A 14,345-nucleotide genomic window follows, 5' to 3' on the forward strand; every position below is an offset into this window, starting at 1 on the left:
GGTGCCGGTCGTGGCGGTCATGCGCTCGTCCCCGGCTCGGGCACCGGGCCGGACGTGTCCGGTCGGAGCGGTGCCTGGCGGTCCGGGGGGCCGAACGGACCGAACGCGACGATGAGCGCGCCGACGACCGCACACCCGGCGAACGTGAGCGCGGCGGTGCGCACGCCGTCGACGAAGGCCTGGACGTCGGTCGCCGGCAGGCCGAGCAGGCTGCCGTCGTACGCCGCGGCCTGCTGCGCGGCGGAGAGCCCGCTCGTGGCGATCGCCAGACCGAGCGCCGTGGAGAACAGGAAGCCCGCGTTCTGCAGCGCCGACCGGATGGCGTTCGCGATGCCCCGGCGGTGCTCCGGGACGCGGGTCATCAGGGCCGAGGTGCTCGGCGTCATGAACACGCCGACGCCGACGCCGACGGCACCGAGTCCGACGGCCGTCACGGCGTAGGCGCCGTCGTCGGCGAGCGACCCCGCGAGCACCGCTGCCCCGACCGCGATGAGCAGCATGCCGATGGTGGAGAGCGTGCGCGCGGGCACCCGGCGGGCGAGGACCCCGGCGCTCGCCGCGGCCACGGTCGTGCCGATCGGGGTGGGGAGCACCCAGAGCGCGGCCTCGACGGCGTCCTTGCCCGAGACGGCCTGGAACGACAGCGACGCCAGGAGCACGAGGGCGTAGCTCGACAGCGCGCAGAGGCCGGCGGCCGAGAAGAGCGTGATGGTCGCCCGGTCGCGGAAGATCGCCGGGTCGACGAGCGGGTGCGGGACCCGGCGCTGGGTCCACACGAACACCGCTCCGAGCAGCACCGCGCCGGAGGCCATCGCGACGACCGGGACGGCGGCCCAGCCCGCGGAACCGCCGACCGACACGGCGCCGACCAGCAGCCCGACCGCGGCCACGGAGAGCACCGAGCCCGGGACGTCGAGGCGTTCGCCGGAGCGTGGCCGGGCGGTGCGGGGGATGAGTCGCAGCGACCAGACGAGCCCCGCGAGCGAGATCGGGACCCCGGCGAGGAAGATCCACCGCCAGCCGAACGACTCCGCGACGAGGCCGCCGACGACCGGACCGATGACCTGTCCGACGGCGGCGACGGTGGCGTTCAGCCCGAGGCCGAGCGACAGGATCGACTCCGGGAACACGTCGGTGAGGAGCGCCGTGGTGTTCGTGACGATGGCCGCGGCACCGACGCCCTGCACGAGTCGGGCGGCGAGCAGGACGGCGGCGTCCGGTGCTGCACCGCACGCGAGTGAGGCGAGGAGGAAGACGAGGATGCCGGCGATGTACAGACGGCGACGCCCGACGAGGTCCGCGATCCGCCCGAAGACGAGGATGAGCGTCGTCGTGGTGAGCATGTAGCTGAGCAGGACCCAGCTGGACTGCAGGGCGGAGGCGTCGAGGTCACGGCTGACGTCGGGGAGCGCGACGAGCAGGGCGCTCGAGGAGATGAAGACGAGGACGACGCTCAGACTCGACGCGCAGAGCACCTGCCACGCGCGTCGGCGGGCGCCGTCCTCGTCCGTGGTGCGGTTACTGATCGGTCGACCCTCTCGTGGCGGATGCCGGCGGCACCCGGTGGTGGTGGTCGGTGACCTCCTGGAACGCGGCGGCGGCGGACAGGACGAGTCGGTCGTCCCACGGGCGTGCGACGAGCTGCACGCCGACCGGCAGACCGTCCGGCGCGGTTCCGGCTGGCATCATGAGCGCCGGGAAGCCGACGTAGTCGAAGACCCGGGTGTTCCGGGGGATCACGTCGTGCAGGTTGTACGGCACGCCGTCGACCGTCATGGTGAGGTCGTCGAGTCGGGGCGCCGTGGCACCGATCCCCGGCGTGAGGACGATGTCGACCCGGGCCTCGTCCATCCGTGCGACCATCGCGGCCTGCACGAGCGGACGGCGTCGGAGGGACCGGAGGTAGTCCGCGGCCGTCGGCGTGAACGCGACGTCGAACCGCGCACGGGTGCCGGCGTCGAACAGGTCGGCGGTGGCGGCGTTGGCCTCCTGGTTGGCCGCGAGTTCGCCGTAGAAGACGGTCCAGCACTCGGCGTCGATCGCCTCGAGGTCGTCGAACTCGATCGGCACGATCCGGGCCCCGAGTGCCGCGAACCGGTCGACCGCGGCCGCGTGCGCGTCGAGCACCGCACGGTCCACCCGCTCGGTGAACCAGGCCCGGGGCACGCCGATGCGCATCCCCGCGATCCGTCCCGGTGCCGCCTCGACGAGCGGGACCGCGGTGTGCGTCGTGGGGTCCTGCCCGTCGCCACCGGCGATCACGGCGAGCACGAGCGCGAGGTCCTCGGCGGTGCGGGCCATCGGTCCGACGTGGTCGAGCGTCCACGACAGGCTCGCGACGCCCGTGCGCGGGACGAGGCCGTACGTCGGCTTGATGCCGGTCGTCCCGCACAGCGCCGACGGCACCCGGATCGATCCGCCGGTGTCCGACCCGAGCGCGAGCGGGACGATGCGTGCGGCGAGGGCGGAACCGGAGCCCGTCGACGACCCGCCCGTCCAGCGCTCGGGGTCCCACGGGTTCCGCACGGCGCCGTACCGGGCGTTGTGCGGGCCGCCGCAGGCGAACTCGGTCGTCGCGGCCGTGAACACCGGGATCGCCCCGGCCGCACGGAGCCGGGCGACCACGGTGGCGTCGGCGGGGGCCACGCGGTCACCGGTCTGCAGCGAGCCGCTCGTGACGACGGTCCCCGCGACGTCGATGATGTCCTTCACCGCGAACGGCACGCCCTCGAGCGCACGGGCCTCGCCCGCGGCCCAGCGCCGGGTCGACTCGGCCGCTGCCTGCTCGGCGCCGTCGACCAGGCGGAGGACGGCGTCGGACCACACGTCGTCGCTCGTCCAGTGCGGGGCGAGGGCTCCGACGACGGCGGTGGGGGTGGTGGAGCCGTCGCGGTAGGCCGCGAGCAGCTCGGTGACGCTCGCCGCCGCGGGGTCGGACGCCGTCGCGGCCGTGGACACCGCGGACACCGTGGACGCCGGAGCGGGGGCGACCGGTGCTGCCGGGGTCGGTGCCGCGTCGATCGCCACCGCGAGGAGCCGGGTGAACAGCGCCTGGCTGTGCCCAGGCTCCGCGGGGAGCGACGACGGGGCGGCCGGCAGCGGGTTCGCCCGGCTGTCCCGCAGCGCCTGGTCGAGCTGCGGCGCGATCGTCCCGCGCACGACCGCGAACACGTCCGTCACGCCGGCACCGCCGCAGCGTGGGCGTCCGCGAGGTACCGGAACACCCCGGGCTGCCGGTCGCGCCCGAGCGGGAAGTCCTCCCGCACCGCGGCCACCTCGGCGACGTCGAGCGTCGCCCGGACGATCGGTCCGGCCTCGTGCGCCGGGGCGGAGACCACGAGTTCGCCGCGGGGCGACACGACCGACGAGCGGCCGAAGTAGCTCACGGTCTTGCCGTCCACGGTCTCCTCGCCGCCGCGGTTCGGGGCGACGACCCAGGTCTGCGTCTCGAGGGCGCGGACCTGCAGCTCCTGCGTGAAGAGCGTCTCGCGGAACCCCATCGAGGAGACGAGCACGAGCATCACCTCGGCGCCGGCCGCACGCGATGCGAGCCAGTACTCGGGGAAGCTCCGGTCGTAGCAGATGAGCATGCCGAACCGGGTGCCGAGCGCGTCGAACACGACCGGCCCCGACCCCGGCGCGAAGTAGTGCTTCTCGTCGACGTCGGAGATCGCGTTCGTCGGGATCGACGTCTTCCGGTACGCCGGCACGCGGTCGCCGTGCACGTCGGTGCCGTGGACGAGGGTGCCGTCGGCGTCGATGAGCACCGCGCTGTTGTACTGCGCGTCGCCGGCGTCCTCGTAGAGGCCGAAGACGACCGCCGTGCCGAGTCGCCGCGCGGCCTCGGCGAACCGGGCCGTCGCCGGACCGGGCACGGGCTGCGCCCAGGCCTTGCGGCTGTCGTTCCGGACGCCGCAGAAGTAGGGCGTCGTGGTGAGCTCGGGGAAGACGACGAGGTCGGCGCCCTCGGCGGCCTGCTCGAACAGCGCGATGAGGCCGTCGAGCGCGGCGTCGCCGTCGGCGGGGATCTGCCCGGCCTGGACGACCGCGACCTCGAGGGTCGGCGCCGTGCTGCCGGCCGTCATGCGGTGACCGCGCTCGGGGTGACGGCGGGCGCCGACGACACGACGCCCTCGCGGGTGCGCATGAGCGGCTGGATGCGGGTGCCGAAGTCGTCCATGCCCTGCAGGAAGTCGTCGAACACGAGCATGATGCCCTTGGTGCCCGCGACGTCGGCGGCCTCGTCGAGCATCGCCGCGACGTGCTCGTAGGAGCCGACGAGCGTGCCCATGTTCATGTTCACGGCACCCTCCGGCAGCGAGATCCGCTTCGCCGTGTTGCCGTCCTCGCCGTTCGTGTCGGTGAGCGCCTGCCCGGTCATCCAGGCGATGGCCTCGACGTCAACGCCGTCGCTGTAGCGCTGCCACTTCTCCTGCGCGGCCTCGTCGGTCTCGTCGGCGATGACCATGAACAGCACGTAGGACCCGACGTCGCGCCCGGTCTTCTCCCGCGCGGCGAGGAGCGCCTCGTTCTGCTCGGCGTACGCGGTCGGGGTGTTCACGCCGACGCCCATCGAGAAGTTGTAGTCCGAGTACTCCGCCGCGAACGCCATGCCCTGCGAGGACTGCCCGGCCGAGACGATCGGGATGTGCGACGTCGGCTTCGGCAGCATCCGGCAGTCGTCCATCTGGAAGTACTCGCCCTGGAAGTTGCTGACGCCGTCCTCCCACAGCTCCTTCATGACCTGCATGTACTCGGTCTGGTAGGCGTACCGACGCTTGAAGTGCACCTCGTCGCCCGGCCAGAGCCCCATCTGGTCGTACTCCGCCTTCTGCCACCCGGCGACGAGGTTCAGCCCGAAGCGCCCGTGCGAGATCGAGTCGACCGTGGCGGCCATGCGTGCGGCGATCGCCGGCGGGATCGTGAGGACGGCCGTGGTGGCGAACAGGCGGATGCGCTCCGTCCGGGCAGCGAGGCCGGCCATCAGGGTGAAGGACTCGAGGTTCTCGTCCCAGAACCCGCTCGGGCCGCCGAAGCCGCGCAGCTTGATCATCGACAGGGCGAAGTCGAAGCCGTACGACTCGGCCTTCTGCACGATCTCGAGGTTGAGGTCGAACGAGGGCTTGTACTGCGGCGAGGTGGTGGAGATGAGCCAGCCGTTGCTGCCGATCGGGATGAAGACTCCGATGTCCATGGGGGACTCGCTTTCTGTGTGTGGAGGAGGGTCAGGACTGCTTGGCGGCGGCCTTGGCGGCGCTCGCGACGGAGTGCCGTCGGATCGTCTGGGAGACCGCGACGGCGACGATGAGCGCACCGCCGTAGAAGAGCTGCTGGACGAAGTTGTCGGCGCCGAGCATCTGGAGCCCGACGACGCCGGAGAACAGGAAGTAGACGGCGATGAAGGTGCCGCTGGCGTTGAAGCGCCCGGGGATGATCGCGGTGGCCCCGAGGTAGCAGGCGGCGAACGCGGGGAGCAGGAACGACTGCCCGCTCGAGGGGTCCGCTCCGCCGAGCGTGCCGGCGTAGACGACCCCGGCCACCGCGGCGGTGAGGCCCGCGCCGACGAACGCGCCGACGCGGAGCCGGCGGACGTTCAGGCCGGAGAGCTCGGCGACGGTGCGACCGGTGCCCACGAACAGCAGCCGTCGACCGACCGGCGTGGCACTCAGGACGACGAGGACGACCACGGTGGCGATCAGGCCGTAGACGAACGCCAGGGGCAGCCCGGCGAGCCCGCGCCACCCGACGGTCGCCTGGACGAGCGCCGGGTCGATGCCGGTCACCGACGAGGACGCGCTCATCCACTGGATGATCCCGATCATGAAGGTCGAGGTGCCGAGCGTCACGATGAACGAGTCGATCCGGAACGCGACCGTGAGCAGGCCGTTCACCAGGCCGACGACCACGCCGATCGCCAGGCCGACCAGGATCGCCGGCAGCAGCGGGATGTCCATCTTGGCGTTGAGGACGGCGATCGTCATGGCGGAGAGCGACATCGTCGAGGCGCCGGACAGGTCGAACTCACCCGCGGTCAGGGGGAACAGGAAGCCGAGCGCCAGGATGAGCAGCACCGACTGGGACCCGAGGATGTTCTGCAGGTTCCCGAGGGTCGGGTAGGTGTCGGGGAGCGCGATGCTGAACGCGATCACGATGACGAGCCAGGCGCCGAGCAGGGCGTAGCGCTCGGTGTGCCCCCACGAGAAGCGCGGGCGGGTGGGGCGGACGATCGACGTCTCGAGGGCGGGTTCGGCGGTGGTGGACATCAGGCGGTCTCCTTGACGGGGGAGGAGTCGGGGGAGGAGGGAGCGGGATCGACGAGGCTGGCGACGACGGCCGCCGCGATGACGTCGCGGTCGATCCGGTCGCCGGTGAGCACGTCGTGGACGCGGCCGTGGGCGAGGACCACGACCCGGTCGCACATCTGGGCGAGCTGGTCGTAGTCGGTGGAGGCGCAGACGATCGAGACGCCCTGGTCGGCGGTCCGGCGGAGCATCGAGAAGATCGCCGCACGGGCGCCGACGTCGATGCCCTGCGTCGGCTCCTGGAGCAGCACGAGCCGTGGGTCGTCCTGCATCCACTTCGCGAGGACGGCCTTCTGCTGGTTGCCGCCGGAGAGCGTGCCGAAGAGTGCGGAGGGGTCGGCGGGGCGGACGTCCCAGTCGCGGACGAGGCCCTCGACGTGCGACCGCTCCCGTGCCGGCGACAGCCCGAGCAGTCCGCGGAGCTTCCCGAGGACGGGCAGGGTCACGTTCTGCTCGACGGACAGGGTCAGGGCACCGCCCTCGCGCTTGCGGTCGGCGGGGACGTAGACGACCCCGCGGGCGATCGAGGTCGCCGGGCTGGTGGCGCCGAGGTCGACCGTGGCGTCCCGGACCGTGAGGGTCCCGGTCGCTGCCCGGGCGCCGTACAGGCCGGGAAGCACGTCCTCGACGCCCGAGCCGGCGAGCCCGGTGATGCCGACGACCTCGCCGTCCGCGACGTCGAACGAGAGCCCGTCGACGACACCGGCCCGGAGGTCCCGGACCGTCACGACCGCGTCGCCCGTGGTGGCGGGGCGGGCACTGCGTGCGGCCGCGCCGTCGAGCCCGCGTCCGACGATGAGTGAGACGAGCTCGTCCGCGGTCGTGGTCGCGGTGTCCCGGTGCGCCTGGACCCGACCGGCCCGGAGGACCGTCACGCGGTCGGCGTGCTCGAGGACCTCGGACATGTCGTGCGACACGAGGAGGGCCGACGTGCGGCCGTCGGACACGAGGTCCTTGACGACGCGGAAGAGCAGGTCCGCGTCCTCCTTCGGCAGGAACACCGTCGGTTCGTCGAGGACGATGAGCGCCCGGTCGTCGCCCAGCTCGGCGACGGCCCGCAGGATCGCGACGAGCGCCTTCTGCGTGTCGGTCAGCTCCTCGATCCGGGCCCGCGGGTCGATGTCCACGCCGTAGCGGGCGAAGAGCTCCGCGGCCGCCCTGTGCTCGGCGCCCCAGCGGACGAACGGACCGCGGCCGGCGACGACGGTGGCGAGCCGGAGGTTCTCGGTCACCCCGAGCGACGGCACGAGGGCCAGGTCCTGGTGCACGAAGCTGATGCCGACGCGGCGGAAGTACCCGGGAGGCACCGGCAGCGGGAGCCGGGAGCCACGGACCTCGATCGTCGCTCCCGGGTCCGGCTCGTAGGTGCCGGACAGGATCTTGATGAGGGTCGACTTGCCGGAACCGTTCTCGCCGAGCAGCGCGTGCACCTGGCCCGGACGGACCTCGAGTTCGACGTCGTCGAGCGCGGTCAGTCCGCCGAACCGCTTGGTGAGCCCGCTGATCCGCAGGACCGGCGCGGTGGTCGCACCCGCCTCGACGACCGCAGCGGACGCTGCGGATCTGCGCCGTGCCTCCCGGGTGGCGCTCACTTCGCCGGACCCCAGATCTCCTCGTACCCGGTCTTGTACGCGTCGCCGTAGCCCTTGCTCGGCGCGGGCGGCGTGCCGGCCTCGTCGACGTTGTCCTTCGTGAACACCTTGAGCGGGGTCTGCTCGTCGCCGTCCTCGATGATCGGGGTGTCGGTCAGGACGCGACCGGCCTGGTCGAGCGTGGCGTAGGCGAGCCACTCCATGTTCTCGCCGATGTCCATCGTCATGACGTTGCCCTCCTGCAGGATCTTCATCACCGCGGGCGTCCCGTTGTACGAGGACGTGAAGACCTGGCCGGTCTTGCCGGCCGCCGTGACCCCGGCCTCGACGAAGAGGGCCATCGAGTCGTACACGGGCAGGACGTAGTCGAGGTTCGGGTCGGACTGGATCGCGGACTGGACGGTCGACGAGATCTTCGTCGCCCAGTCGGCGACCGGCACGTTCGTCACCTTCACCTTGCAGCCCGAGCAGTACTCGTCGAACTCCTCCTGCATCGCCTTGACGATGCCGTCCGACGGCGGGACCTCCGACGAGGTGATGATGAGCACGTCACCCGCGCCCTTCGTCTCCTTGATGGCCCAGTCGGCGTTGAGCTTCGCGGCCTCGTGGAAGGGCGCGGTCACCTGGGCGGCGACGAGGTCCTGCAGCTGGTCGGGGAGCGCCTCACCCGTCTGGTACGTGTGGCTGATGAGCACCGGGATGCCGGCGGCCTTCGCGCGCTTGAGTGCCGGGACGATGAGCTCGCCGTTGACGCCCTGCGCGAGGACGATGATGTCGGCCTTCCGGCTGATCGCCTGGTCGATGCCGGCGGACTGCTCGGTCGGCGTGCCCTGGTTCGTGTACTCGATCCACTTCGCGCCGTACTCCTCGGCGAGCTGCTGCCCCGCCTCGTCGACGGACACGATGAACGGCACGGCGGACGAGTTCGGGATGTTGAAGATCGTCTTGCCCGCGATCTTCGACATGTCGAACGGCTTGCCCTCGAAGGTGAACTCCGGGTCGACGCTCGCCGCCGTGATCTGGCTGGTGGCGTGCTCGACCCCGGCGGAGTCGTCGGACGAGTCCGTCGAGGCCGTCGAGGTGGCGGAGCAGGCGGACAAGAACAGCACACCGCTGAGTGCGGCGGCCAGGAGCGCGGGACGTGCGAGCCGCGTTCGGGTGGGTGCGGGGGACGACATCGGTCGAGGACCTCCAGGACGTGGTGCGGGGACGGGTGCGGGTGCGGGTGCTGCCGGTGCTGCGGGTACGCCGAACACCCCGCGGCGCGGGGTGGGCATGACGACGAGGGGCGTCGGTCACTTCGGGGTGTGGGAGAGCGCTCCGCCGGGGGCGATGCGTCGGGGGGTGACTGGGCCGCTCCGGTGGGGCTGATGCGAATGTAACGGGCTGCGGGCCGCCAGCGGGTGCCCGGCGGTAACGGTCCTGTTAGGCGTTTGTTTCGCCGGTGTTAGGCCACCGGCACCACGGCGTCGACGAGCCGCCGTGCCGCGCCGTTCCGGGGCGGGCGATCCCGCCGCCCCACCCCGGAGCGGTGCGGATCCGCGCGTCCGTGCGGCGGCGCCGCCCGGGCGAAACACCCCGGAAGCAATCGCGCCGACTTCCGGTAACGCGTCTCTCACAAGTCGGCGGTCGGCCGAGCGGACCCCGCTGGCGGAATGCGACGGACCCGCCCGGAGCGGCACCCGCTGACCAGGGCATTCCCCGCCGTGGCATCCGGCGCCCCCTGGCGTAACCCACCCGATACGGGCGCGCCACGGAGGCGAAACGAACGGCGGATGGACTGCAGTCGCATACCGTCCCCGACCGCAGGAGCAGATCGATGATCACCACCGTCGTTGCCGGCAACCCCAAGCCGGCATCTCGGACGCTCGACGCGGCCACGGTCGTGCTCGAACGCCTCACCGGTCGGGCACCCGACCACGTCGTCGACGTGATCGACCTCGGCCCGGGCCTGCTCGGCTGGGGCGACGACGCGGTGTCGGACGCGGTGCGCACCGTCGCCGCGTCCGACCTCGTCGTCGTCGCCTCGCCCACGTTCAAGGCGACCTACACCGGCGTCCTCAAGCTCTTCCTCGACCAGTTCGCCACCGGGGACGGCCTCGCCGGTGTCGTCGCCGTCCCGCTCATGCTCGGCGCCGGCCCCGCGCACGCCCTCGCCCCCGAGGTCTTCCTCAAGCCTGTGCTCGTCGAGCTCGGTGCGACCGTCCCGGCTCCGGCCCTGTACCTCAACGACAAGCAGTACTCCGAGCCCGCATCGACCGAGGTCTGGCTCGCCCGGTGGCGCGACGTCGTCCTCGGCGCGACCGCGAGCCTCCAGGAAGGAACCCGCTCATGATCAGCCCCTACTCGCCCGAGGCCCCCGACCTCGGTGCCCTCCGTCAGGCGTTCTCCGGCTTCCCCTGCGGGGTCGCGGCGCTCGCCGCCGTCGTCGACGACGAGCCCACCGTGCTCGTCGCCTCGTCCTTCACCGTGGGGGTGTCGCAGGACCCGCCGCTCGTGATGTTCGCGGTGCAGCACACGTCGTCGACGTGGCCGGTGCTGCGTGCGGCCGGCACGATCGGGGTCTCGATCCTCGGCGAGGGGCACGCGCAGGTCACCCGGCAGCTCGCGTCGAAGGACAAGTCGGTCCGGTTCGTCGGGGTCGACACGACGGTGTCCGAGTCGGGGTCGGTCTTCCTCGAGGGCGCTCCGATCTGGCTCGAGTGCGCTGTCGAGCACACCTACCCGGCGGGTGACCACGACATCGTCGTGCTCCGGGTCCTCGGGCTCATGTCGGACTTCGCGCACAGCCCGCTGGTCTGGCACCGGTCCGCCTTCGCGACGCTGAGCGCCTGAGCGCCTGAGCGCCTGAGCGCCTGCGCGCGCCCGCGGCGGGTCAGATCTGGCTCGCGCCCCCGTCGACGTACAGCTCCGCACCCGTGACGTAGCTGCTGCGCGGTGAACCGAGGAAGAGCACGGCGTCCGCGACCTCGTCCTCGGTGCCCAGTCGCTGCATCGGCACCCCGGACGCGAGCCCGCCGAGCAGCGCCTCGGCGTCCTCGGGGCTGCCGGCCAGACCGGACAGGCCGGGCGTGCCGATCGGCCCGGGAGCGACGACGTTGACCCGCACGCCACGCTCGACGAGCTCGGCGGCCCAGCTCCGCGCGAGTGATCGGACCGCCGCCTTCGTCGCGGCGTAGATGCTGAACGCCGGGTTGCCCTTGACGTCGATGTTCGAGCCGGTCAGCACGATGGCCGAGCCCCGTGCCAGGTGCGGCAGCGCTCCCTGCACGGTGTTGACGACGCCACCGACGTTCGCGTTGAACGTCGTCGTGTAGTGGTCCCAGCTGATCTGGCCGAGCGGCGCGAACTCGCCGCCGCCGGCGTTCGCGAAGACGAGGCCGAGCTGTTCCCCGCGGGCGGCGATCGCCGCGGACACCCGCTCGACGTCGGCGGCGACCGCCACGTCGCCCTGCACGGTCGTGACCGCGTCGCCGAGTTCGTCGGACACCGCGTCGAGCGCGTGCTGACGACGTCCCGTCACGACGACGTGCGCGCCCTCGGCGACGAGTCGACGGACGACGGCCAGGCCGATGCCCGACGTCCCGCCCGTGACGAGTGCTGTGGTCCCGGTGAACTCACCCATGGTCGTTCCTCTCTCCAGCTCCCGCGGGAGCATTTGCGTACCGGTCGGTACAGATATGGAACCTAGACCCGATCTCACCGGTTGTCAAATCTGTACCGACTGGTACGGAACCGGCCATGGCGGTATTCTGGTCCCAGCGGTACAGATCGAGGGGTTCGGCATGGCGACACGAGGACGACCACGTGCGTTCGACACCGACGAGGCGCTCGAGCGCGCTGTCGAGGTGTTCTGGCGGCAGGGGTACGCCGGCACGAGCCTCGAGGACCTCACCACCGCGATGGGCATCAACCGGCCGAGTCTCTACGCAGCGTTCGGCAACAAGGAGGCCACGTTCCGCAAGGCTCTGGGACGCTACGCCGAGGTCGAGATGGCGTACGTCGGGGACGCGCTCGCCGAACCGACGGCGCGCGCGGTCGCCGAGCATTACCTCCGCAGCAACGTCGCCGCGGTCACGGCCCCGGGGCGGCCGGCCGGGTGCCTGTCCATCCAGGGCGGGCTCGCATCCGGTGACGAGGACCGCCGGATCGTGGAGTTCCTCGAGGAGAGCCGCGCCGGCGGTGAGCGGCGGATCGCCGACCGGTTCCGCGCCGCACGGGACGCCGGGGACCTGGCAGTCGACGAGGACCCGGACGAACTCGCGAAGTACGTCGCCACGGTGTCGGCCGGGCTCGCCGTGCAGGCGAGCGGCGGCGCGAGCCGACGCGAGCTCGCGGCCGTCGTGGAACGTGCGCTGCGCGCGTTCCCGGCGTGACGCAGGGACGCCAGGCGCGGTGCGGGTGAGCAGATCCGCTCACCCGCACCGCGCCTCCCGTCCGGTCTTGCGGCGTCAGCCGCGCAGTGCCTCCGTCAGCTTCACCCGGCTGCCGGTGCGCAGCAGCGCGTTCTCGTAGATCCGGGCGCCGACGACCACGACGAGCACGACCGAGACCGCCACGATGACGAGGGACAGGATCGGCTCCCACCACTCGGCGGTCCCGAGGAATATCCGCATCGGCATCCCGATCGGCGCGCTGAACGGCACGTAGGACATCACGCCGAGGATCGTCGGGTTGTTGTACGCGACGATGATGAGGATGTACGGGATCATCACGAGCATCATCACGGGGGTGGTGACGCTGCCGACGTCCTCTTGACGGGAGACGAGCACCGCGGCCGCCGCGAACAGCGAGGCGATGAGCACGAAGCCGATCGCGAAGAACCCGACGAACCAGAGCATGCTCGGGCCGAGCACCGTGAACATGTTGTCCTGCCCGGTGACCGCGAGCGTCACCGCCGCCGCGATCGCCACCGCGACGATCTGCGCGAAGGCCATCACGCTGTTGCCGAGGACCTTGCCGGCCAGGAGCGCTCGGGCCGGGATCGCCGCCATCAGGATCTCGACGACGCGGGTGGACTTCTCCTCGACGACGCTCTGCGCGATCGACTGACCGAAGGTCACGGCGGACGCGAAGTACACGACGCCGAAGGCCAGCGCCACGATGTAGATCAGGCCACCGGGGATCGCGTTCGGGTCGAGCAGCTCGATGCGGGGGGAGACGCTCAGCGCCTGGACGACGTCGGTCGGGGCGTCGTCGAGCCCCACGACCTTGTAGCCGAGCGGATCGTCGGACGGCAGGACCGCCGCGTCGACGTCACCGTTCTCGACGAGTCGTTCGGCGGCTGCAGCGGTCGGCGCCTCGGTGACGTCGAGCCCCTTGCTGGTCGGCAGGCTGACCCCGTCGACGACCGCGACCGGGGTGGTGTCGCCCGCCGTGGCCTTGCCGACGATGCCGCCGACGACGATCGACGCGACGACCATGAGGATGAGGATGCAGGCGGACACGACGAACGCCTTGCTGCGGACGCGGGCCTGGATCTCGCGCGCGGCGACGAGTCGGACGGACTGGACGAACGAGCCGTTCATCGGACGACCTCCCGGAAGACCTCGCTGAGCCGCGGGACACGCGGCGAGAACGACCCGACGGTGCCGTGCTGGACGGCCCGCTGCAGGGCGCGCTGCGCGGTGGCGTCGTCGGCCTCGAACACGGCGTACCCGCCGTCGAACTCGCGGACGGTGACGCCCGGTTCGTCGCGGAGCCAGGCGACGTCCCCGTCGACGAGGAGCTCCCACGCGGCGGGGCCGGCCTGCTTCCGCAGTTCGTCCTGCGGGCCGGCGGCGCGGATCGTGCCCCCGGCGATCACCACGACGTCGTCGCAGAGCCGCTCGACGACGTCCAGCTGGTGGCTCGAGAAGAGCACGGGCACGCCACCCGCCGCTGCCTCGCGCAGGACGGCGAGCACGACGTCGACGGCCATCGGGTCGAGGCCGGAGAACGGCTCGTCGAGCACGAGGACCTCGGGGTCGTGGGCGAGCGCGGCGGCGACCTGCACGCGCTGCTGGTTGCCGAGGGACAGCTTCTCGACGGCGTCCGTGGCGTGCGGCGCCAGGCCGAGCCGGTCGAGCAGGTCGGTGGTGCGGCTCGCCGCGGTGCGCTTGTCGACGCCGTGCAGCCGGGCGAAGTACGTGATCTGCTCGGCGACCGGCATCTTCGGGTAGAGCCCGCGCTCCTCCGGCATGTAGCCGAAACGGCGACGGTCGGCCGGGCCGATCGTGGTGCCGTCGATGGACACGGTGCCGGCGTCGGCCTGGAGCACGCCGAGCAGGATCCGCATCGTGGTGGTCTTGCCGGCGCCGTTGCCGCCGACGAACCCGGTCAGGCGTCCGTCGCCGACCGTGAACGTCACGTCGTCGAGCACGCGGCGGTCGCCGTACTGCTTGGTCACCCCGTCGATGGTGAGCATGTCGTTCCCCTCTCGCGGCGGTTCGCTCCGCCTGCGTCGACGCTA

Annotated in this window: 13 protein-coding genes; 3 read left to right on the forward strand and 10 right to left on the reverse strand. The window is 72.0% G+C overall.

Annotated features, from left to right (window positions below; genetic code table 11):
* Positions 1–17 precede the first annotated feature (17 nt).
* Genes ACEN8D_RS14760 through ACEN8D_RS14790 form a run of 7 tightly spaced genes read right to left on the reverse strand, consistent with a single transcriptional unit; the run spans position 18 to position 9,072 of the window.
* Positions 18–1,475, reverse strand: coding sequence for an MFS transporter (locus ACEN8D_RS14760; RefSeq protein ID WP_413398327.1), 1,458 nt, complete (start codon positions 1,473–1,475; stop codon positions 18–20).
* Positions 1,476–1,518: 43 nt separating this feature from the next.
* Positions 1,519–3,180: an amidase gene (locus ACEN8D_RS14765; RefSeq protein ID WP_413398326.1), complete on the reverse strand. Its 1,662-nt coding sequence runs from the start codon at positions 3,178–3,180 to the stop codon at positions 1,519–1,521.
* Positions 3,177–4,085 carry a carbon-nitrogen hydrolase family protein gene (locus tag ACEN8D_RS14770; protein ID WP_413398325.1) on the reverse strand — a complete coding sequence of 303 codons (909 nt, stop codon included), beginning with the start codon at positions 4,083–4,085 and terminating at the stop codon, positions 3,177–3,179. The genes ACEN8D_RS14765 and ACEN8D_RS14770 overlap by 4 nt, the downstream gene beginning before the upstream one ends.
* Entirely contained in the window at positions 4,082–5,194 is a 1,113-nt protein-coding gene (gene rutA, locus ACEN8D_RS14775; RefSeq protein ID WP_070418017.1) for a pyrimidine utilization protein A, read from the reverse strand. The genes ACEN8D_RS14770 and rutA overlap by 4 nt, the downstream gene beginning before the upstream one ends.
* Before the next feature lie 31 nt (positions 5,195–5,225).
* Positions 5,226–6,263, reverse strand: a complete 1,038-nt coding sequence (locus ACEN8D_RS14780) for an ABC transporter permease (RefSeq protein ID WP_413398324.1) — start codon at positions 6,261–6,263, stop codon at positions 5,226–5,228.
* Complete coding sequence (locus ACEN8D_RS14785; protein WP_413398323.1) at positions 6,263–7,894, reverse strand: sugar ABC transporter ATP-binding protein; 1,632 nt, start codon at positions 7,892–7,894, stop codon at positions 6,263–6,265. The genes ACEN8D_RS14780 and ACEN8D_RS14785 overlap by 1 nt, the downstream gene beginning before the upstream one ends.
* Positions 7,891–9,072 (reverse strand): sugar ABC transporter substrate-binding protein, encoded by a 1,182-nt coding sequence (locus ACEN8D_RS14790; protein WP_070418020.1) that lies wholly within the window; start codon positions 9,070–9,072, stop codon positions 7,891–7,893. The genes ACEN8D_RS14785 and ACEN8D_RS14790 overlap by 4 nt, the downstream gene beginning before the upstream one ends.
* A gap of 641 nt (positions 9,073–9,713) precedes the next feature.
* Here ACEN8D_RS14790 and ACEN8D_RS14795 point away from each other — a divergent pair.
* Entirely contained in the window at positions 9,714–10,229 is a 516-nt protein-coding gene (locus tag ACEN8D_RS14795; RefSeq protein ID WP_071303005.1) for an NADPH-dependent FMN reductase, read from the forward strand.
* Positions 10,226–10,729, forward strand: a complete 504-nt coding sequence (locus ACEN8D_RS14800; RefSeq protein WP_070418022.1) for a flavin reductase family protein — start codon at positions 10,226–10,228, stop codon at positions 10,727–10,729. Before ACEN8D_RS14795 ends, ACEN8D_RS14800 begins: the two co-directional genes overlap by 4 nt.
* A 40-nt stretch (positions 10,730–10,769) precedes the next feature.
* Here the strand turns inward: ACEN8D_RS14800 and ACEN8D_RS14805 are convergent, their stop codons facing one another.
* Positions 10,770–11,519 carry an SDR family NAD(P)-dependent oxidoreductase gene (locus ACEN8D_RS14805; RefSeq protein ID WP_309776791.1) on the reverse strand — a complete coding sequence of 250 codons (750 nt, stop codon included), beginning with the start codon at positions 11,517–11,519 and terminating at the stop codon, positions 10,770–10,772.
* A 160-nt stretch (positions 11,520–11,679) separates the two neighbouring features.
* Here ACEN8D_RS14805 and ACEN8D_RS14810 point away from each other — a divergent pair, with 160 nt between their 5' ends.
* Positions 11,680–12,270: a TetR/AcrR family transcriptional regulator gene (locus ACEN8D_RS14810; protein ID WP_413398322.1), complete on the forward strand. Its 591-nt coding sequence runs from the start codon at positions 11,680–11,682 to the stop codon at positions 12,268–12,270.
* A gap of 75 nt (positions 12,271–12,345) precedes the next feature.
* Here the strand turns inward: ACEN8D_RS14810 and ACEN8D_RS14815 are convergent, their stop codons facing one another.
* Both ACEN8D_RS14815 and ACEN8D_RS14820 read right to left on the reverse strand, forming a co-directional pair.
* A complete protein-coding gene (locus ACEN8D_RS14815) occupies positions 12,346–13,422 on the reverse strand; it encodes an ABC transporter permease (RefSeq protein ID WP_070418023.1) in 1,077 nt (358 codons plus the stop codon).
* On the reverse strand, positions 13,419–14,300 hold the full coding sequence (locus tag ACEN8D_RS14820; RefSeq protein ID WP_413398321.1) for an ABC transporter ATP-binding protein: 882 nt from the start codon (positions 14,298–14,300) through the stop codon (positions 13,419–13,421). The genes ACEN8D_RS14815 and ACEN8D_RS14820 overlap by 4 nt, the downstream gene beginning before the upstream one ends.
* Between the last annotated feature and the right edge of the window lie 45 nt (positions 14,301–14,345).

The sequence above is a fragment of the Curtobacterium sp. Curtsp22 genome (assembly GCF_059492135.1).